Source organism: Lysobacter arenosi (assembly GCF_016613475.2).
In the GTDB taxonomy this organism is placed as follows: Bacteria; Pseudomonadota; Gammaproteobacteria; order Xanthomonadales; family Xanthomonadaceae; genus Lysobacter_J; species Lysobacter_J arenosi.
Genome location: NZ_CP071517.1, coordinates 3,262,888 through 3,282,709, shown reverse-complemented (window position 1 = coordinate 3,282,709; position 19,822 = coordinate 3,262,888). Strand labels below are relative to the sequence as shown.

Annotated in this window: 11 protein-coding genes, 2 rRNA genes and 1 pseudogene; 6 read left to right on the top strand and 8 right to left on the bottom strand. The window is 65.4% G+C overall.

Going from position 1 to position 19,822, the window contains the following annotated elements; all coding sequences use genetic code 11:
* Position 1 precedes the first annotated feature (1 nt).
* From HIV01_RS15115 to HIV01_RS15105, 3 genes are all read right to left on the bottom strand, one after another.
* On the bottom strand, positions 2-1,774 hold the full coding sequence (locus tag HIV01_RS15115; protein ID WP_200609251.1) for a S8 family peptidase: 1,773 nt from the start codon (positions 1,772-1,774) through the stop codon (positions 2-4).
* A 70-nt stretch (positions 1,775-1,844) separates the two neighbouring features.
* The gene (locus HIV01_RS15110; RefSeq protein ID WP_200609254.1) at positions 1,845-5,006 is read right to left on the bottom strand and encodes a YadA-like family protein; all 3,162 of its coding nucleotides are present in this window, start codon (positions 5,004-5,006) and stop codon (positions 1,845-1,847) included.
* A gap of 292 nt (positions 5,007-5,298) precedes the next feature.
* A complete protein-coding gene (locus HIV01_RS15105; protein ID WP_200609256.1) occupies positions 5,299-6,660 on the bottom strand; it encodes an OmpP1/FadL family transporter in 1,362 nt (453 codons plus the stop codon).
* Between the two features lie 231 nt (positions 6,661-6,891).
* Between HIV01_RS15105 and HIV01_RS15100 the strand changes: the two genes are divergently transcribed.
* On the top strand, positions 6,892-7,584 hold the full coding sequence (locus HIV01_RS15100) for a rhomboid family intramembrane serine protease (RefSeq protein WP_200609258.1): 693 nt from the start codon (positions 6,892-6,894) through the stop codon (positions 7,582-7,584).
* 118 nt (positions 7,585-7,702) lie between these two features.
* A complete protein-coding gene (locus tag HIV01_RS15095) occupies positions 7,703-8,023 on the top strand; it encodes a DUF1820 family protein (RefSeq protein ID WP_200609260.1) in 321 nt (106 codons plus the stop codon).
* Between the two features lie 50 nt (positions 8,024-8,073).
* Here HIV01_RS15095 and HIV01_RS15090 read toward each other — a convergent pair.
* The 3 genes and pseudogenes from HIV01_RS15090 to gpmI all read right to left on the bottom strand — a co-directional run.
* Positions 8,074-9,429 (bottom strand): annotated as a pseudogene (locus tag HIV01_RS15090) (S41 family peptidase); the annotation flags it as partial.
* A gap of 157 nt (positions 9,430-9,586) precedes the next feature.
* Complete coding sequence (locus HIV01_RS15085; protein WP_200609264.1) at positions 9,587-10,828, bottom strand: murein hydrolase activator EnvC family protein; 1,242 nt, start codon at positions 10,826-10,828, stop codon at positions 9,587-9,589.
* Positions 10,829-10,836: 8 nt separating this feature from the next.
* Positions 10,837-12,375 (bottom strand): 2,3-bisphosphoglycerate-independent phosphoglycerate mutase, encoded by a 1,539-nt coding sequence (gpmI, locus tag HIV01_RS15080; RefSeq protein ID WP_280633568.1) that lies wholly within the window; start codon positions 12,373-12,375, stop codon positions 10,837-10,839.
* Positions 12,376-12,561: 186 nt separating this feature from the next.
* Between gpmI and HIV01_RS15075 the strand changes: the two genes are divergently transcribed.
* From HIV01_RS15075 to HIV01_RS15060, 4 genes are all read left to right on the top strand, one after another.
* A complete protein-coding gene (locus HIV01_RS15075; protein ID WP_200609332.1) occupies positions 12,562-13,218 on the top strand; it encodes a DUF4097 family beta strand repeat-containing protein in 657 nt (218 codons plus the stop codon).
* Between the two features lie 214 nt (positions 13,219-13,432).
* A complete protein-coding gene (locus HIV01_RS15070; protein ID WP_200609266.1) occupies positions 13,433-15,181 on the top strand; it encodes a M28 family metallopeptidase in 1,749 nt (582 codons plus the stop codon).
* 95 nt (positions 15,182-15,276) lie between these two features.
* The gene (locus HIV01_RS15065) at positions 15,277-15,675 is read left to right on the top strand and encodes an MAPEG family protein (protein ID WP_200609268.1); all 399 of its coding nucleotides are present in this window, start codon (positions 15,277-15,279) and stop codon (positions 15,673-15,675) included.
* Between the two features lie 54 nt (positions 15,676-15,729).
* Entirely contained in the window at positions 15,730-16,464 is a 735-nt protein-coding gene (locus tag HIV01_RS15060) for a 2OG-Fe dioxygenase family protein (protein WP_200609270.1), read from the top strand.
* 125 nt (positions 16,465-16,589) lie between these two features.
* Here HIV01_RS15060 and rrf read toward each other — a convergent pair.
* A 5S ribosomal RNA gene (gene rrf / locus HIV01_RS15055) occupies positions 16,590-16,704 on the bottom strand.
* A 164-nt stretch (positions 16,705-16,868) separates the two neighbouring features.
* Positions 16,869-19,734, bottom strand: a 23S ribosomal RNA gene (locus tag HIV01_RS15050).
* Positions 19,735-19,822 lie beyond the last annotated feature (88 nt).

The window sequence follows — 19,822 nt, the reverse complement described above, 5'->3', positions numbered from 1 at the left end:
ATCAGTACACCTTGATCAGCATTCGCGCACCGCTGGTGTCCTTGGTCGCGCTCATCGCCAGGTAGTAGTGCCCCTGTGCCGGATTGGCCACGATAATCGACTGGTTGATGCCGGGACGGCTGGATGCACCGGCGTTCTGGCCCGGCAGCGGATCGGTTTCGTAGCCGAGCAGCAACTGCACTTCGCCGCGGCCGCCATAGGTGGTGATCTCGATCCTGGTCGCGCCAGCCGGAACATCGATGGCATACAGGTCGCGCTCGCCCATCGCCATCGGCGGCAGGACCATCACGACGCCCGGCGTGGTCGGCAGTCCGTCGATCGGCTGGCCGAACGTGCGGGCGCGCGCTACGGCGGCCGACGCGTCGACGATGCCCGAGCCATTGGCCTGCGACTGCTTGACCGGGAACGGACGCGAGGTGGCCTTGAGCAGGCCTTCGACTTGCGAAGGAGTGAGCGGCTGCGGCGCCACGCTCTGCATCAGCGCGACAATGCCGGCGACATGCGGGGTCGCCATCGACGTACCGGTGTAGCCAGCGTAGATGTCGCTGCCCGGAACGGTGGTGCCGTTGTTGAGCGTCGACCAGATGTAGCCGCCCGGCACGCCTTCGGTACCGGCACCGCCCGGCGCGGCCAGATCGATGCCGGGACCGTAGTTCGAGTAGCTCGCGCGCTGGCCCGAGGCACCGGTGGCGCCGATCGTGACGACGTTCGCGCAGCTCGCAGGCGCATGCCCGGTCACCGGCGAGTTGTCATTGCCGGCTGCGACGACGACCGTCGCACCCAGGCCGACAGCGGTGTTGATCGCCGTCTGCGTGTCGACCTCGCACTCGTGCGCGCCGCCCAGGCTCATGTTGATGACCTCGGCGGGGTTCGCGTTGTCCGGCACTCCCTCGATGTGCCCGCCCGCAGCCCAGACGATCGCGTCGTTGATGTCGGAGGTATAGCCGCCGCAGCGCCCCAGCACGCGCACCGGCACGACCTTGGCGTTGTAGGCGATGCCGGCGCCGCCGATGGTGTTGTTGGTCACTTCTGCGATCGTTCCCGACACGTGCGTGCCGTGCCAGCTGCTGTTGCTGGCCGGCGCGCCAGTGCCGCAATCGTTGGCGGCGCTGTAGTCGCCAGTGTCCCAGCCGCCCGCGACTCGGCCATCAGTGGCGCGGCGCGAAACGAAGGCGTCGGTGATGAAGTCGTAGCCCGGCAGCAGGTTCGCTTCCAGGTCGGCATGGTGCGTTGCGCCGGTGTCGATCACCGCCACGACCACGCCCGCGCCGGTCGCACCGGCGTCCCACGCGGTGGTGACGCGCGCGCCGCCGGCGCCGGTGCCGTAGTGCCACATCTGGTGGCTGGCGAGCACCTGGTCGTTCGGCATCGCGGCGGCATGCATCAGGCGATCGACGGCGATGGACTCGACATTGGGATCGGCTGCAATCGCGCGCATCAGCGCCTCGACTTCGCTGCGGTTGAGGCGCTGCGATGCCTTGACGACGTGCTTGCCACCGACGGTGGCGCGCAGCGACTGCACGCGCAGCGCGGCGTTGCCCTGCAGCGCGGCAATCTTCGCGCTCATCTGCGGGCGGGCGCGCGTGGCGGCGGCGTCGAGCGAGCGCTGGCGCACGGTTGCCTGATCGCGTTCGGCACTGCCGCTCTTGTATTTGACGATGAAGCGGGGGGACAGCGTGGCGTCGTCGAGCGAGGTCAGGTCGACGGTGCCGGCAAAGACCGGCGAGCAGGCTCCTGCGATCAGCAGGCTGAGAACAGTACGGCGAAGGGTCATGACGGTTTCCTACGAATGCGAAGAGTGGTCACGGCGCCCCCGACGGGCGCCGTGCGTTGCCGTGGAGGGTTTACAGGTCGATACCGAAGCCGACGCCGGCCGAGCTGTCGTCGCTGCTGAAGGCGCCGCCGATGCTCATCGAGGCACGCTCACCGATGGACTTGGAATAGCCCACCGACATCGCGCTCTCGCCGTTCTGCCAGCCGGCGCCGACCGCGACGCGGCCACGCGGGCTGCGCGAGTTGGCCGCGTTGATCGCCATGTTCATCATGGCGCTGCTCATCGCGCCCTGGCGGTCGATGCGCTCGTCCTGCTTCTTCAGGCGGTAACCCAGGTCGTTGCGCAGGTCGTCGAAGCTGTCGTTCCAGGACTGCAGCTTGCTGTCGGTGTAGGCATTGGCACGCGTCAACGTCTGCGTCGCGGTGGTGTCGGTGTAGGCATTGGCCGAAGCCAGCGCCTGCGCATCACCGTCCTGCACCTGCTGCACGTTGGCGGCGTCAGTGGCGGCCGTGCCGGCGGCGACATTGGTCACGCGGCGCTGCTGCGTGGCGTTGCCGACCGACACGGTGTTGGCCTGGTCGGCAACCGAACCCTGGCCGAGTGCGACCGAGTCGCTGGCGCTGGCGTGGCTGTCGGCGCCGACGGCAACGGCGTTCTCGGCGCCGGCATCGACGACGGCGTTGTTGCCCAGCGCGGTGCCGTTGGCGGCACCGACGTTGGCGCCGTTGCCGATGGCGGTGTCGTTGGTGTCGGCGGCATTGGAAGCGGTGCCAATGGCCAGGCCGTTGCCGGTGCCGGTCGGCGCTCCGCCGCCGGTGCCCGGTGCCGGATTGGCCACCGCCGTCTCAAGCGACGTCACGCGGTTGTTGAGACCGGTGAATGCCGCATCGATGGCGCTGAAGGTGGCGCCGACGTTGCTGTAGTTGCCGCCCGAGAACGCGAAGCTCGGTGCGGAGATGCCCAGGGTGTTCACGGCCGCACCGCCACCCAGTGCCGTCGCCACCGTATCCAGCTGCGCACCGATGGTGCCGCCGACGCTGACCACCACGGCGTCCAGCTGGCCCTTGTTGACCGCGTCGGTGGCTTCCACACCGTCGGCGACGTTGACGATCTGGCGTTCGGCGCCGGCATTGCCGACCGAAACGACGTTGTCGCGCTCGGCGGTGGAGTTCAGGCCGATGGCGATGCTCTGCAGGCCGTACGCGGCGGCACCGCTGCCGATCGCCAGGCTGCCGCTGCTTTCAGCGACGGCGTAGCTGCCGACCGCGACGGCGTCGCCGCCGCCGGCGTAGCTGCTGTTGCCGCTGGCGATGCTGTTTGCGCCCTGGGCGAAGGCGTTGGTGCCCGACGCCACGGATGATTCACCTGTGGCGTAGGCGTAGTAGCCCACGGCGGTGGCATCGGCAGCGGTGGCCTGGCTTCTGTCACCGAAGGCCGAACTGCTGTCGGCCAGCGCTTGCGCGCCGTTGCCCACGGCGGTGGCGTTGACTCCGGTAGCCTGGGCGGCTGCGCCCATGGCCAGTGCTGCGGTTTCGCTGGCGAATGCGCCGGTGCCGAACGCGATCGCGTTGCTGGTCGGGCCGCTCACGCCTGGCGCGGTCTTGGAGTCCTGTCCGATGGCGATGTTGGCCGTGCCGGTGTAACCGTCGGCGAAGGCGTTCTCGCCGATGGCAATGCTCTTGTGCCAGGTCGAGACCGCATTGGTGCCCACGGCGATGCTGTCGAGGCCGAAGGCGACCGACTCCGAGCCAATGGCAACGGCTTCGGCGTTGTAGGCGATGCTCTGGTTGCCGACGGCGACGCTCGCGCGGCCTTGCGCACTCGCGTTGAAGCCCAGCGCCGTCGCGCCGCCGATGACGGTCGGGTCGAGCGAGTCGAATTGCGAGGTCGGCTGCGCCGGGTTGTATTCGCTGTCGCGATCTCCAGCACGCGCGCCAGCGCCGATGGCGGTGCTGTAGTTGCCCCATGCGTAGGCGCCGCCGCCGTAGGACGACGCGCCCAGGCTGACCGCGTAGGCCTTGCCATATGGGTTGAAAATAGCGCCCGGGCCACTGACCGCCGGCGCACCGAAGGCAGCCTGCCAGTCGAGCCAGCCGCCGACGGCGGTCGAACCTTGGCCCACTGCAGTCGCCGCGTAGCCGACCGCCGCGCCGCTGCGGCCGTTGACGTAGGACGAGTAGCCCACGGCCGTGCCCATGCCGCGGCCGACGATGGCATTGGCGCCAATGACGGTGGAGTTCATGTCCTGCCAGACGACGTCGTAGGGCAAGTAGTAGAGGTCGCCCAGGGTCTGCGCGCCGGCGCCGATCACGACGTTGTTGTTGCCCATTGAGCGGGCGTTGTTTCCGATGGCGACCGAGTTGACCGCCGATTCCGACGTGCTGAAGGTGAAGCGCCCATACGACGGACTCTGCCACGTGGTGATCTTGTTGCCGTCAATGGTCGCGCCGTTTCCGAGGGCGATCGAGCCGGTGCCGTTGACCGCCGCGTTGTTGCCGATCGCGACCGAATTGGTGGTCGGCGACTCGACGGTGGTGGTGGTGCGCGTGATGAGGGTGTCGCCCGTGCTCTTGTCTTCGTTGAACGTGACGGTCCCATTGATGGAACGAGTCCTGGCGTTGGTACCCATGGCGATCGAGTTGCTGCCGTTCGCGCTGGCACTGGTGCCGACGGCGATGCTGTTGCTGCTGCTGCCCGAAGGCGTGGTCGGCGTGGCCGGCCCGGTCGTCGTTGTAAAGCCACCGGTACCGTTCTTGTTGACGTCGGTGGTGACCTGGGTCGAACCGGCATGTACGGCACCGGCCTGGTTGCCAATGGCAACGCTGCCGACCGTGGCGGTCACCGCGCGCACGCCAATGGCGGTGCTGTTATCGCCCAGGGCCTGGGCTGCAGCGCCCATGGCGGTCGAGCTCAGGCCCTTGGCCCAGGTGATTTCGTTGGCGTCGACCACGCCGTCGGCGTCCAGGTCGATCCACGACCCCATGGCGGTGGCGTTCTTGCCATCGGCGGTGGTCTCGTCGCCCACGGCGGTCGAACCGTCGCCGTTGGCCTTGGCGTCGGGACCGCAGGCCAGCGCTTCGCTGCCCGGCGCCGTGCTGTCCAGGGTGAGCGGCGTGCCGGCGGCATCGACCAGTTGGCAGTTCACGCCGGCGTAGGCCGGCAGCGTCAGGACGGACAGCAGGGCGGCGGTGAGGACGTGCCGCTGGAGGCGGCGCTGGTTCGCAGGTTGCATGGATGGACGGCTCCGGGTGTGAAGCCGTTACATCGCCTTATCGGTCACCCGCTGGCGTGACATGGAGCTGACATCCATCCGCAAGGACATGACATCGGTGACATCGACGTGACAACTGATTGATTTTGCGGTGGCGCCTGACTTGATTCCCCGTTCAGATCCACTGCGTGAGGCGACCGCGGAATGCCGGTCGCCCAAAAAGAAACGGCCCGTCAAATGACGGGCCGCTCTTCAATGCAGTGTCGACACGCCGGGAGCCGTCGCGACTCCCGTGCGTGACGCAAACGCTCGATCAGAAGTTGTACTTGGCCGAAACGCCGTACAGGTTGATCGTTGCGTCGTACTCGCCGAACAGCGTGTGACCACCCTCGGTCAGGCCGATCTGCGGGTTGCTCACGTCGAGGTAGGTGTAGGCGAAGCTGACCTCGAGGTTCTGGGTCGCCTGCCAGCTGGCACCGACCGAGTACCAGGTGCGGTCCTCATCCGGCAGGCGCGGGGTGCGCGTGGCGAACGTGGTCGGGGTCTCGTCGAATGCCCAACCGGCACGGAAGGTCCATGCGTCGTTGAACTTGTACTCGCCACCGATCGAATAGAAGCGGGTGTCGTCCCAGCGGAACTGCTCGATCGAGTTCGGGTCCGGGTTGTCGAAGTCGATGTTGATCTGCTGCAGCGACTTCCAGCCGGTCTCCGAGTAGTCGGCCAACAGCTGGAACTTGTCGGTGAACTGGTAAGACACGCTGACAGTCGTGACCGACGGCGTGGTCAGGTCAGCGCCGGCGCCGCCGTTGCGGAACAGCGGGCTGGTCTGCGGACGGCTGTCGAGCGTGGCACGCACCGGGGCCGGCACGGTCCAGGTGACGTTGCCGTCGATCTCGTGGTCGATTTCCGAGCGGTACGACAGGCCGATCGCCAGCTTGTCGGTCGGACGCAGGTTGACGCCGACGATCCAGCCCAGGCCGGTGTCGTCGCCTTCCACCTCTGCGTGGCCGTCGGCGCCCTGCGGGCGCGCAAAGCTCGGTGCGAATGGACGCTGCGCCGGCGGCAGCTGGCCGAACAGCAACGCGCCAAAGTCGACGGCCTTGGACAGGGTCACGTCGGCGCGCTCATAGACCAGGCCAGCACCGACCGACAAACGGTCCGGGATGATGTCCAGCGCGGCCGACAGGGTCAGGTCGACGGTCTTGAGGTCGGACTTGTCGGCGTAGTAACGGCCAACCCAACCTGCTTCGTATTCGGTCTTCAGGCCGAACGGAGCGCTGACCTGGGCGCCGACAGCGATGCCGGTGCTCTCGAACTTGTGGATGAAGGACATCGCCGGAACCGGGATCACGTCGCCGGCGTCGCCGCCGTCGCCGCCGGTGATCGGGCGACCGATGGCGTCATAGCCGCCGCCGGTGAATTCGAATCCGAGGTCGATCACGGTGACGTCGGCCTGGAAGGTCGTGCCCTTGAACTGGGCCATGGTCGCCGGATTGTTGGACACCACCGAGGCGTCATCCTTGGCGACGCCGGAGCCGGCGTACGAGCGGCCCTGGGCCTTGACGCTGTTTTCCTTGATCTGGAACGCAGAAGCGTGGACCTGACCGATTGCCAGTGCGCCGGTGATGCCCAGAGCCAGCGCCGACAGGCGGGTGAAGCGGTGAACGTGTTGCATGCGTGTAGTCTCCATTGGAGTATTTATGTCTTCCGCGGCCGTCATTGCCTTGGCACCCGGCCGATTCGGGCGCCAGATGCGCGCCGGAAAACCCCTCCCGACGTACGACGCCGTATGCACTATAGCGCGGCAGTTAACCCGAAGCTAACAATAGCCGGCATGCCCGTCCGCACTTGCACACAGCCCGAAACGCGGTCCGTCCTTCCCCTCCCGGGCAGGGGGGACTGAGGAATGTTCGTCTCGATCCCGACGCGCGAGCGCAGTCCGCTCCGCTGGGCCACGCCAGCCCTGTTCAGCGTCCTGTGGCTGTGCTTTATCGGCGTCGAGCTGCTTCCCGATTCCGACCAGCGGCGCCTGTTGCTGGAATGGGGCGCCCTGTCGGGAGGACTGACATCCCCGGAAGAATGGTGGTCGTCACTGCGCAGCGGCGTGTTGCTGCGCCTGTTCACCGCGCTGTTCCTGCACGCCGACTGGGCGCACCTGCTGGGCAACCTGGTGTTCCTGTTGATCTTCGGCCTGCCGGCCGAGCGGGCGATGGGACCGTGGCGGCTGTTGATGCTGTTCCTGCTGGGCGGTGCGGTCGCCAACCTCGCCGCGGTGATCGCCATCGGCACGCCCGACCGGCTGATCATCGGCGCCAGCGGCGCGGTGTCGGCACTGATTGGCGCTTACCTGGCGCTGTTCCCGAACGCCAAGCTCGGCGTGGTCGTGCCGCTGGGCCTGTTCCTGCAATTCGTGAAGATGCCGGCACCGCTGCTGATCGGAGTGTGGGCACTGCTGCAGTTGCTCTTCACCTTCATCGGACCGGCCTTCGGCGCCGTGGCCTGGTCGGCGCACCTGGCAGGCTTCGCCTTCGGCGGTGCGTTCGCGCTGATTGCACGTGCCGGCATCGCCCGCCGACTTCGTCGAAAGCGCGGCCTGTAGGCGACACCGCCACATCCGGGCTGCTGCCTGAGCTTGAGAAGACGGCGTTGCCGCCCCATTGTCTGGACAACCGCCGCGATCAGCGCAGGCGGATCCCCCCGTCGGACACCCGTGCACCATGGCCAAGCCGCTCTACAAAGTGACCTTCCTCAACGCCGGCAAGGTGTACGAGCTGTATGCCCGTCACGTCGGTTCCGGTGCGCTGTGGGGATTCACCGAAGTCGGTGAGCTGGTGTTCGACGTCCACGACGGCGTGGTGATCGATCCGACCGAGGAGCGCCTGCGCGACGAGTTCGGCAACACCCGCGTGCTGCACCTGCCGATGCACAGCATCGTCCGCGTCGAGGAAGTCGAGCGCAAAGGCCAGTCGGCGATCCGTGACGCGACCACTGGCGAAAAAGTGGTCACGCCATTCCCGCTGCCGGCAAAGCCGCGCTAAGCCACCGACCTTGTTGGAGCGAACTTGCTCGCTCCTACGACAGTTAGTTATTGCTTGGCCGCCGGCTTGGCGTTGCTCGCCACCGGCTTCTTCAGCTCGACCAGCGCCGCCGTGATCGGTGCATCGCCGTCGAGCACGTCGCCGGCATTGTCGCCGGGCTGACCATCGCCTTCCTCGTCGCCACGCAGGTGGCCCGGCAGGCTCGCCTCGCTGAGGTTGCGCACGCTCTTGTCGTCTTCCTTTGGCGGATGCAGCACGACGTCAGGAGTGATGCCAAGCGCCTGGATCGACTTGCCACTGGGCGTGTAGTAACGCGCGGTGGTCAGCTTGACCGAGTCGCCATTGTCCAGCGGCAACACGGTCTGCACCGAGCCCTTGCCGAAGGTGCGGCTGCCGACGATGCGGGCGCGACCGTTGTCGCGCAGCGCACCGGCCAGCACTTCGGCCGCGCTGGCCGAACCGGCGTCGACCAGCACCACCAGCGGCGCGCCACCGAGGCGGTCGCCCGGCGTGGCGGAGAATTCGGCATCGCTGATGGCGATGCGCCCGCGCGTGCTGACGATCTTGCCGCTGTCGAGCAGGTCGTCGGCGATCTGCACCGCCGAGGTCAGCAGGCCGCCCGGGTTGCTGCGCAGGTCGATGACCAGGCCGCGCAACTTGCCACCGGCCTGCGCCTTGAGGGCTTCGATCTTGGTTTCGAAATCGGCCGCGGTGTCGGCCTGGAATGCGCTGATGCGGATGTAGCCAAAGCCGGGCTCGAGCATCTTGCTGCGCACGCTGGCGATGCGGATGGTCTCGCGCTGGATGGTCACGTCGAACGGCTTGTCCTTGCCTTCGCGCACGATGGTCAAGGTGACCTTGCTGCCGGCGCTGCCGCGCAGCGGGCCGGAGTTGTCACCTTCGTCGGGCTTGAACGGCTTGCCGTCGATCGCGGTGATCACGTCGCCGGCCTTGATGCCGGCACGCGCAGCGGGCGTGTCGTCGATGGGTGCGATCACGCGCAGGCTGCCGTCGGGCTGGCGCATCAGCTCGACACCGACGCCGTCGTAGGCACCGCGCGACTGCTCCTCGAAGCTTTCCGCGTCGTCCTTGTCGAGGTAGACGCTGTGGGGGTCCAGGTCGAACAGCAGGCCACGGATCGCCGAATGCATCAGCTTGTCGTCGCCGACCGGTTCGACATAGGCCTGCTTGACCGCGTTGTAGACCGAGACGTAGCGGCGGATCTCTTCCAGCGGGACCTTGGACGCGGTGGTCTCGGCATCGGGCGATTCGATCGGCGCGTCCGCCGCTTCTGACGGACGGGCTGCGGGCGGACCGGCTTCAGGTGGAGTTTCCTGCGCCGCAACCGGCAACGCGACCGCAATGGCGAGGGCGAGCGGAACCAGGACAAGGTGGCGCAGGGACATGCACGAAACTCCACGGTCGTACGTCTGACAGGACGTCTTTGTTCGGTAGCGCCGACCATCCGGGACAGCCGCGCTGACGTCGATTATGGGCACGTTGGCGGCGGGCAATGGAAGCCTTTCGTTAATCCGTCGGACCGGCGGCTGCATGCATTCAGCGTCAGCGCCGCAGCCAGGCGCCCGGGTTCACCGGCGCGCCGTTCCGGCGCAGCTCGAAGTAAAGCGCCGGCCGCCCCTGACCGCCGGAATTGCCGACGGTGGCCACGGTATCGCCGCGCTTCACGCTGGCACCGACGTCCTTGAGCAGCGCGTCGTTGTGCGCGTACAGGCTCATGTAGCCATTGCCGTGGTCGACGATCAGCAGCAGGCCGTAGCCGGTCATCCATTCGGCGTAGACCACGCTGCCATCGGCCACGGCCTTGACCGGCGTGCCGGCGCTGGCCGCGATCAGCAGGCCGTCGCTGCCGCGGCCGTCGGGCATGGTCGCGCCGAAGCCCGCCAGCAACGCGCCCGACACCGGCCAGCCGAGCCCGCCCACCTGCGGCGCCGGCGCGCTGGCCACCACCACCGGTTTGCGCGGCGGAGTCTCGCCGCTGCCCCGGCGCGCTTCTTCGCGAGCGGCGCGTTCGGCGGCTGCACGGCGTTGCGCTTCGGCGCGGGCGGCGGCCACGCGCAACTTCTTCAGCAGTTGCTCCAGGCCCTTGGCATCGCGGCCGAGTGCGCGCTCGCGCGTGCTGCGATCCTTGTAGCGCTGGTCGAGCGAGGCGACCAGGGCGGCGCGTTGCTTGCGATCGGACTGCAATTCGCCCAACTGGCTGCGCTGTTGCTGGCGCGTGCTGTCGAGTTCGCTGCTGCGCTGCACGATCTGCGCCTGCAGCGTGTCGAGTTCCTTGAGCTGCGAGTTCAGTTCAGCGATACGGCGGGTGCGGTCGCGCTGCAGGTAGCCGTAATAGGCCAGCGTGCGGCTGCCCTCGGCGACGCTGTCCTGCGCCAGCAGCAACTTCAGCGGTGCGTCCTGACCTTGCAGGTAGGCGCCGCGCAGCAGCTGCGCCAGTTCCTGACGCTGGGTCACCATCCGCGCCTGCAGTGACTCGCGCTCCTGCTGCAGCTGCTGCAGCGACGACTGCTCGCGCGCCAGCCGCGCCTCGATCTCGCGCAGGCGACGGTTGGATTGCCCGACTTTCTCGTCGGCGTCGCGCAGCTTGCGCGAGGCATCGCCGCGCTGGCCTTCGATCTCGCGTCGCTCGTCGGCCACCGCCTTCAACTCGCGCTGGATCTTCTCCAGCTTGCGCTCGGCCTCGCGGCTGCTCTGTGCAACAACCGGCGTTGCCAGCGCCGCGGCGAGGCAGAAGGCAACGATGGCGAATGCACGCAGCAGTCGCATCGTCGAGGTAGTGGGCATCGTTGCGGTCAGCCCGCCAGCAGGCTCGTGCCGCTCATCTCCGCCGGTTTCGGCAGTCCGAGCAGGTCGAGGATGGTCGGGGCGACGTCGCGCAGGGCGCCGCCGCTGCGCAGCGTGGCCTGGCGCGGGCCCAGGTACACGAACGGCACCGGACCGACCGTGTGCGCGGTGTGCGGCTGGCCGGTGCTGGCGTCGCGCATCATTTCCAGGTTGCCGTGGTCGGCGGTGACCAGCAGCGCGCCGCCGGTGTCGCGCACGGCCTGGGCGATTGCGCCGATGGCGATGTCGACCGCCTCGGCAGCCTTGATCGCCGCGGCGATGTCGCCGGTGTGGCCGACCATGTCGGGGTTGGCGATGTTGCAGATGGCAACGTCGATGTCGCCGGAACGGATCGCCGCGGTCAGCTTGGCGGTGACTTCCGGGCAGCTCATTTCCGGCTGCAGGTCATAGGTCGCGACCTTCGGACTCGGCACCAGGATGCGGGTCTCGCCTTCGTAGGGATCCTCACGACCGCCACTGAAGAAGAAGGTGACGTGCGCGTACTTCTCGGTCTCGGCGATTCGCAGCTGCTTGAGGCCGTTGGCGGCCAGCACTTCGCCGAGGGTGTTGCGCAGGTCGTCCGGACCGAATGCGACCGGCGCCGGCAGGCGCGCGTCGTACTCGGTCAGGCAGACGAAGCGCGACAGCGCCGGACGGCGCGCAACGAAGCCGTCGAACGTCGGCGAGACGAACGCCGCGGTCAGCTGGCGCGCGCGATCGGCGCGGAAATTCATGAACACGATTGCATCGCCGTCGGCCATGGGCACGCTGCCCTCGATCACGGTCGGGGCGACGAACTCGTCGTTCTCGCCACGCTCATAGGCCTGCAGCAACGCTTCCACGGCACCGGTGGTGACGTGCTCGCTGCGCGCTTCGACCATCGCGTCCCAGGCGCGGCGCACGCGGTCCCAGCGCTGGTCGCGGTCCATCGCGTAGTAGCGGCCGCTGACGCTGGCGACGCGGGCGTTGCCCAGCTTCTGGCAGACATCGAGCAGGCGCTTGAGGCTGGGCTCGGCCGACCGCGGCGGCATGTCGCGGCCGTCGAGGAAGGCGTGCACGGCGACCTTGGCGACGCCGGCCTGGCGGGCCAGCTCGAGCATCGCGAAGATGTGGTTCTCGTGGCTGTGGACGCCGCCGGGCGAGAGCAGGCCCATCACGTGCAGCGTGCCGCCGTTGTTCTGCGCGGCCGCGCAGGCCGCACGCAGCTCCTCGTTGCCGAAGAAGCTGCCGTCTTCGATCGCCGCATCGACCCGGGTCAGGTCCTGGTAGACGATCCGGCCGGCGCCCAGGTTCATGTGGCCGACCTCGGAATTGCCCATCTGCCCGTCCGGCAGGCCGACGTGGCGGCCCTCGGTGTGGATCAGGGTGTGCGGGGCGCTGGCCAGCAGCGCGTGCCAGTTGGGCAGGGTGGCCTGGGCCAGGGCGTTGTCGGTCGGGTCTTCACGGTGGCCCCAGCCGTCGAGGATGAGCAGGACAACGGGTTTGGGGCGCACGGGGGAGGCTGACACGTCGGGGTTTCCCTGATCGGTAAAAGGGTGGGACGCTACGAAAGGTGACTTCGGGCACGGGCCTGGGCCGGCGCTGGCTGCGATTGTAACGAAGCGGCGTAAACCCAAGACGCCCTCACCGCATCACTAGCATTGAAGCCTGTCCCAGTCATGCCTGTTTCCAAAATGGAATCCCGAACGATGCGCATCCGCCCAGTTCTCGCCCTCCCTCTCGCCCTGGCCCTGTCCGCCCCCGCTGCCTTCGCCGCGCAGGACATCGACAAGGTCAACGGCAGCATCACCGTCGACGCCGGCCAGCAGGCCGGCAGCCTCGAAACCGTCAACGGCAGTATCAGGATCGGCTCGGGCGCGCGCACTGGCGACGCCGAAACGGTCAACGGCAGCATCACCGCCGGCGACAACGTCCAGGCCGGCGGCCTGGAAACCGTCAACGGCAGCATTCGCGTTGGCGAGAAGTCGCGCCTCGACGGCAAGCTGGAAACCGTCAACGGTGGCGTTTTCGTCGACCGCAACGGCGACGTCCGCGGCAGCATCGAGACCGTCAACGGTGCGATCGGCCTGGTCGACACCGATGTCGGCGGCGACATCAGCACCGTCAATGGCGACCTCACCGTCGGCGTCGATTCGCACGTGAAAGGTCGCATCCATTACACCAAGCCGAGCCAGAGCTGGTTCTCGATGAACAAGCGTGATCCCAAGGTGATCATCGGACCCAATGCCGTCGTTGATGGCCCGCTGGTGTTCGAGCGCAAGGTCACCCTGTACGTCCACAACACCGCCAAGACCGGCGCGATCACCGGTGCCACCGCGGTGCGCTACGACGGCGCCCTGCCGCCGGAGTAAGCCGGCCGCGGTCGTCCCGGCACAGCGAGGGACCTGACTTCTGCGCAAGCCGCGCGGAAGCAGGTCCCTCACTTCGTTCTGGACGGCAACAGGGCCGCGATGGCGCGACAAACTGTCGGACCCGGCACGTCGCCGGCCCGGACTTGGGGCCTAGAATGGAATTCCGCACCTGCCGTCTCACGACCCGGTGCGGTTGGTCCATTCCGGAGGTCTCATGTCCCGCACGTCCCTGCTTACCGCCGCAATCGTCGGCACGCTGGCGCTGGCCGCCTGCTCCAAGCCCGAGGCCGATGCGCCGACGGCCGCGACGCCCGCCCCGGCTTCCACTGCCGCTCCTGCCGACCCCGGCAGCAGTCATCCCTTCGGCGACACGATCAACGCCGCCGATTTCGCCGAGCACGTGAAGACGCTGGCGTCGGACGAATTCGAAGGTCGCGCCCCCGGCAGCGCCGGCGAGGACAAGACCGTCGCCTACCTGGAAGCGCAGTTCAAGCGCATTGGCCTGCAGCCCGGCAACGGCGACAGCTACGTGCAGACCGTACCGATGGTGGAGACCGTCGCCAACGAAGGCACCGTGGTCAAGCTCGACGTGAAGGGCCAGCCGCGCGAGCTGAAGTTCGGCAGCGACATGGTGATCGGCACGCGCACCGGCAAGAACGAAGTCAAGGTCGACGGCAGCGAACTGGTGTTCGTCGGCTACGGCGTCAACGCGCCCGAGCAGAAGTGGAACGACTACGCCGGCGTCGACGTCAAGGGCAAGACCGTGGTGATGTTCGTCAACGACCCCGGTTTCCATGGCCAGGATCCGAAGCTGTTCGAAGGCAAGCGGATGACCTACTACGGCCGCTGGACCTACAAGTTCGAAGAGGCCGCACGCCAGGGCGCAGCGGCAGCGCTGATCATCCACGACAGCGATGGCGCCTCCTACGGCTGGGACGTGGTGAAGAATTCCTGGTCGGGCGCGCAGTTCGACCTGCCGGCCAAGGACGATCCGGAACCGCGCCTGCCGGTGCAGGGCTGGATCACCGGCGATGTCGCCCGCACCTTGTTGTCGTCGCTCGGGCAGAACCTCGACGAGCTCTACAAGGCGGCCGGCAAGCCCGGATTCAAGGCCATTCCGTTGCAGGCGAAGCTGTCGGTCGACCTGAAGAGCACCATCAGCGAGAAGTCCTCGCGCAACGTGGTCGCACGCCTGCCCGGTGCCAAGCGCCCGGACGAGACCGTCGTCTACATGGCGCACTGGGACCACCTGGGCAACCACGGCCACGAAGGGCACGGCGAAGCCGCGCCCGCCGGCAGCGACAACATCTACAACGGTGCCGTCGACAACGCGACCGGCGTGGCCGGCATCCTCGAGATCGCCGAAGCCTTCAGCAAGCAGCAGCCGCCGCCGGATCGCTCGCTGCTGTTCCTGGCGGTGACGCTGGAAGAGTCGGGCCTGCTGGGTTCGAAGTACTACGTCGCCCATCCGACCGTTCCGCTCGACAAGACGGTGGCCGTGATCAATCTCGATGCGATGCCGGTGATCGGCAAGGCGCGTGACATGACCGTGGTCGGCTTCGGCAGCTCCGAGCTCGAGGACATCCTCAAGACGGTCGCCGATGGCCAGCAGCGCGTGCTGCATGCCGAAGCCACGCCGGAGGATGGCTTCTACTTCCGCTCCGATCACTTCAACTTCGCCAAGGCCGGCGTGCCGGCGCTGTACGCCAAGGGCGGCGATGACCTGATCGACGGCGGCATGGAAGCCGGTCAGAAGGCCCAGGTCGACTACCGCGACAACCGCTACCACAAGCCCGGCGATCAGTACGATCCGTCGTGGAAGCTCGACGGCGTCATCCAGGACCTGGATGCGCTTTACGGTGTCGGCAAGACCTTGGCGGGCAGCGAGCAGTGGCCCAACTGGTACGAGGGCAATGCCTTCCGCGCCGCCCACGACAAGCTGATGAAGCCCGCGGCGAAGTAGCACCGCGTCGCTTGCAGCAGCCGCAACGGCGCCCCGGCAGTGGGGCGCCGTTGTCATTTCGGATACGCTGGCGCCTCATTCAGCCGGGGAATGCCATGACGCTCGCCACTGCCTACGTCTGTGTCCTGATCGCCGCCGTGCTGCCCTACCTGTGGGTCGCCATCGCCAAGACCAGCGGCGAGCGCTACGACAACCGCGACCCGCGCCGCTGGCAGGAACGCCAGCAGAGCCAGCGTTCGCTCCGCGCCAGTGCCGCGCAGCTCAACAGTTACGAAGCGTTCGCGCCGTTCGCCGCGGGCGTGATCATGGCCCAGCTGGCGGGCGTGCCGCATGCGCAGATCGGCACGCTGTCGATCGCGTTCATCGTCTTCCGTGTGCTGCACGGCCTGCTCTATATCAGCGGTCGCCACCTGCTGCGCACCGCCGCCTGGTTCGCCGGCTACGTCTGCGTGCTCTGGCTGCTGGTGCAGGCAGCGTTGCACATCACTCCCTGACATCCCTGTAACCGCGCGCGGCGGTCACGCCGCGCCTTGCCTGTCGTCCCCCACATGCAAACCCCCGCCGAGTCCACTTTGTCCGCCTTGCACGAAACGCTCAGGCGTGACGGCTTCAGCTTTGTCGCCGGCTCGGTGATGCGGGAGCTGTTCGAGCAGCGCCACGCGCTCGACGACTGGGCGCGTTTCGCCGCCAGCTGGGACGACCTGGCACCCGATGCCTACCTGGCCAGCGTCGGCCACAACCGCAGCCGCCGCTACGCGGTGTTCGCTGCCGGCAGCAGCGGCGAAATCGTGCGCCAGCCGCACCAGCCGCATTACCAGAGCCGCGACTACAACAACCTGCAGGGCGGCATCGAGCGCTGGTTCGAACCGGTGCTACCGGACGTTGCCGGGAGCTACAGTCTTCGCACGATCCTGGAGTTCTGCCGTGACTTCTATGGCGACCTGTCGCCGGACGTCGCGGCCTGGCATATCGAACTCCATCAGTTCCGCATCGAGGCCCGGCCCGGCCAACCCGGCCAGCCGACGCCGGAAGGCGTGCACCGCGACGGCGTCAACTACGTCCTGGTGCTGCTGATCGACCGGCACAACATCGTCAGCGGAACCACCACCATCCACGCCGCCGATGGCCGCGAGCTGGGCAGCTTCACGCTGACCCATGCGATGGATGCCGCTCTGGTCGATGATTCCCGGGTGTTCCATGGCGTGACCGCCGTGGAAGCACAGGATCCCGGGCAGCCGTCGCATCGCGACGTGCTGGTGGTGACCTTGCGCGCCGCGGCCTGAGTCGCACCCCGCCAGATAATCCACCACGGCGGGCATTAACTTGCCGGCATTAACTTGCGGGCATTGACTTTCCTGCGCGCAAAAAGAAACCCCCAGCCTGTTGGCTGGGGGTTTCGGGGTAAAGCCCCTGGCGATGACCTACTCTTGCATGGCTTAAGCCACACTACCATCGGCGCATGTGCGTTTCACTTCCGAGTTCGGAATGGGATCGGGTGGGACCACACAGCTATTATCACCAGGGAGAGGGTGGAGGGTCGCGGATCTCGATGTACTGAGTCGCGCACACGCTCTCGTTGGTTTGCTTTCACGGGATGAACTCCGTGTCGGCGAATGGGTTGGGAATTGTAGCAAGTTTTTGGCGAATGGTGTCCGACGCGTCGGAAGCCAAAGCAACTTGAGGTTATATGGTCAAGCCACACGGATCATTAGTACAGGTTAGCTCAATGCATTGCTGCACTTACACACCCTGCCTATCAACCACCTGGTCTTGATGGTTCCTTTAGGGGACTTAAAGTCCCGGGAGATCTCATCTTGAGGCGCGCTTCCCGCTTAGATGCTTTCAGCGGTTATCGCTTCCGAACATAGCTACCCGGCAGTGCCACTGGCGTGACAACCGGAACACCAGAGGTTCGTCCACTCCGGTCCTCTCGTACTAGGAGCAGCCCTCTCAAATCTCCAACGCCCACGACAGATAGGGACCGAACTGTCTCACGACGTTCTGAACCCAGCTCGCGTACCACTTTAAATGGCGAACAGCCATACCCTTGGGACCGACTACAGCCCCAGGATGTGATGAGCCGACATCGAGGTGCCAAACACCGCCGTCGATATGAACTCTTGGGCGGTATCAGCCTGTTATCCCCGGAGTACCTTTTATCCGTTGAGCGATGGCCCTTCCATACAGAACCACCGGATCACTAAGACCTACTTTCGTACCTGCTTGATCCGTCGATCTTGCAGTCAAGCACGCTTATGCCTTTGCACACAGTGCGCGATGTCCGACCGCGCTGAGCGTACCTTCGTGCTCCTCCGTTACACTTTGGGAGGAGACCGCCCCAGTCAAACTACCCACCATACACGGTCCCCGATCCGGATTACGGACCTAGGTTAGAACGTCAAGCACTTCAGGGTGGTATTTCAAGGATGGCTCCGCCGAAGCTAGCGCCTCGGTTTCATAGCCTCCCACCTATCCTACACAGAAGAACTCAACGTTCAGTGTAAAGCTATAGTAAAGGTTCACGGGGTCTTTCCGTCTTGCCGCGGGAACGCTGCATCTTCACAGCGATTTCAATTTCACTGAGTCTCGGGTGGAGACAGCGCCGCTGTCGTTACGCCATTCGTGCAGGTCGGAACTTACCCGACAAGGAATTTCGCTACCTTAGGACCGTTATAGTTACGGCCGCCGTTTACCGGGGCTTCGATCAAGAGCTTCGCCTTGCGGCTGACCCCATCAATTAACCTTCCGGCACCGGGCAGGCGTCACACCCTATACGTCCACTTTCGTGTTTGCAGAGTGCTGTGTTTTTGATAAACAGTCGCAGCGGCCTGGTCACTGCGGCCCCTCCCAGCTATTCACCAGAAAGGGCGCACCTTCTCCCGAAGTTACGGTGCTATTTTGCCTAGTTCCTTCACCCGAGTTCTCTCAAGCGCCTTAGAATTCTCATCCTGCCCACCTGTGTCGGTTTACGGTACGGTCTGCGTAAGCTGAAGCTTAGGAGCTTTTCCTGGAAGCGTGATATCGGTTGCTTCGCCCTAATGGGCTGGTCCTTAGTCTCAACGTTGCTCCCCCGGATTTGCCAAAGGGAACCGCCTCAACTCTCTCACCGGGACAACCAACGCCCGGCCAACCTAACCTTCTCCGTCCCTCCATCGCACTTACGCGAGGTGCTGGAATATTAACCAGCTTCCCATCGACTACGCATTTCTGCCTCGCCTTAGGGGCCGACTCACCCTGCGTCGATTAACGTTGCGCAAGGAAACCTTGGGCTTTCGGCGTGCGGGCTTTTCACCCGCATTATCGTTACTCATGTCAGCATTCGCACTTCCGATACCTCCAGCGGACTTCTCAATCCACCTTCAACGGCTTACGGAACGCTCCTCTACCGCGCATAACCAAAGTTATGCACCCCAAGCTTCGGTTCACTGCTTAGCCCCGTTAAATCTTCCGCGCAGACCGACTCGACCAGTGAGCTATTACGCTTTCTTTAAAGGGTGGCTGCTTCTAAGCCAACCTCCTGGCTGTCTGTGCCTTTCCACATCGTTTTCCACTTAGCAGTGAATTTGGGACCTTAGCTGTGGGTCTGGGTTGTTTCCCTTTTCACGACGGACGTTAGCACCCGCCGTGTGTCTCCCCTACATTCTGTCCTGGTATTCGGAGTTTGCCATGGTTTGGTAAGTCGCAATGACCCCCTAGCCATAACAGTGCTCTACCCCCAGGAAGATTCATAGGAGGCGCTACCTAAATAGCTTTCGAGGAGAACCAGCTATCTCCGGGTTCGATTAGCTTTTCACTCCTAATCACACCTCATCCCCTACCTTTGCAACGGGAGTGGGTTCGGGCCTCCAGTTGATGTTACTCAACCTTCACCCTGGGCATGACTAGATCACCCGGTTTCGGGTCTACTGCCCGCGACTATGCGCCCTTATCAGACTCGGTTTCCCTTCGCCTCCCCTATACGGTTAAGCTCGCCACGAACAGTAAGTCGCTGACCCATTATACAAAAGGTACGCCGTCACCCTTGCGGGCTCCGACTGCTTGTACGCACACGGTTTCAGGGTCTATTTCACTCCCTTCACGGGGTTCTTTTTCGCCTTTCCCTCACGGTACTGGTTCACTATCGGTCGGTCAGGAGTATTTAGCCTTGGAGGATGGTCCCCCCATGTTCAGACAGGGTTTCTCGTGCCCCGCCTTACTCGATTTCATTGGAAGAGCTCTTTCGCATACCGGGCTGTCACCGTCTATGGCCAACCTTTCCAGGTTGTTTTGCTAGAACTCAATCAACTTAAGGGCTGGTCCCCGTTCGCTCGTCACTACTCAGGGAATCTCGGTTGATTTCTTTTCCTCCGGGTACTTAGATATTTCAGTTCTCCGGGTTTGCCTCGTACAGCTATGTATTCACTGCACGATACCTCTTGCGAGGTGGGTTTCCCCATTCGGACATTGCGGGATCAATGCTTGTTGCCAGCTCCCCCGCACTTTTCGCAGGCTGCCACGTCCTTCATCGCCTCTGACCGCCAAGGCATCCACCGTGTGCGCTTATTCGCTTGACCATATAACCCCAAGTTGCCTTGGAGCTACATTCGGACCGGGGGTACAAAGCCCGATCTGGAATATAACGACTCAATTAATAAAGTGTCC

Bases quoted from the DNA above. Each gene is read 5' to 3' on its own strand.
- HIV01_RS15115 (WP_200609251.1), bottom strand. From the start codon at position 1,774: ATGACCCTTCGCCGTACTGTTCTCAGCCTGCTGATCGCAGGAGCCTGC.
- HIV01_RS15110 (WP_200609254.1), bottom strand. From the start codon at position 5,006: ATGCAACCTGCGAACCAGCGCCGCCTCCAGCGGCACGTCCTCACCGCC.
- HIV01_RS15105 (WP_200609256.1), bottom strand. From the start codon at position 6,660: ATGCAACACGTTCACCGCTTCACCCGCCTGTCGGCGCTGGCTCTGGGC.
- HIV01_RS15100 (WP_200609258.1), top strand. From the start codon at position 6,892: ATGTTCGTCTCGATCCCGACGCGCGAGCGCAGTCCGCTCCGCTGGGCC.
- HIV01_RS15095 (WP_200609260.1), top strand. From the start codon at position 7,703: ATGGCCAAGCCGCTCTACAAAGTGACCTTCCTCAACGCCGGCAAGGTG.
- HIV01_RS15085 (WP_200609264.1), bottom strand. From the start codon at position 10,828: ATGCCCACTACCTCGACGATGCGACTGCTGCGTGCATTCGCCATCGTT.
- HIV01_RS15070 (WP_200609266.1), top strand. From the start codon at position 13,433: ATGTCCCGCACGTCCCTGCTTACCGCCGCAATCGTCGGCACGCTGGCG.
- HIV01_RS15065 (WP_200609268.1), top strand. From the start codon at position 15,277: ATGACGCTCGCCACTGCCTACGTCTGTGTCCTGATCGCCGCCGTGCTG.
- HIV01_RS15060 (WP_200609270.1), top strand. From the start codon at position 15,730: ATGCAAACCCCCGCCGAGTCCACTTTGTCCGCCTTGCACGAAACGCTC.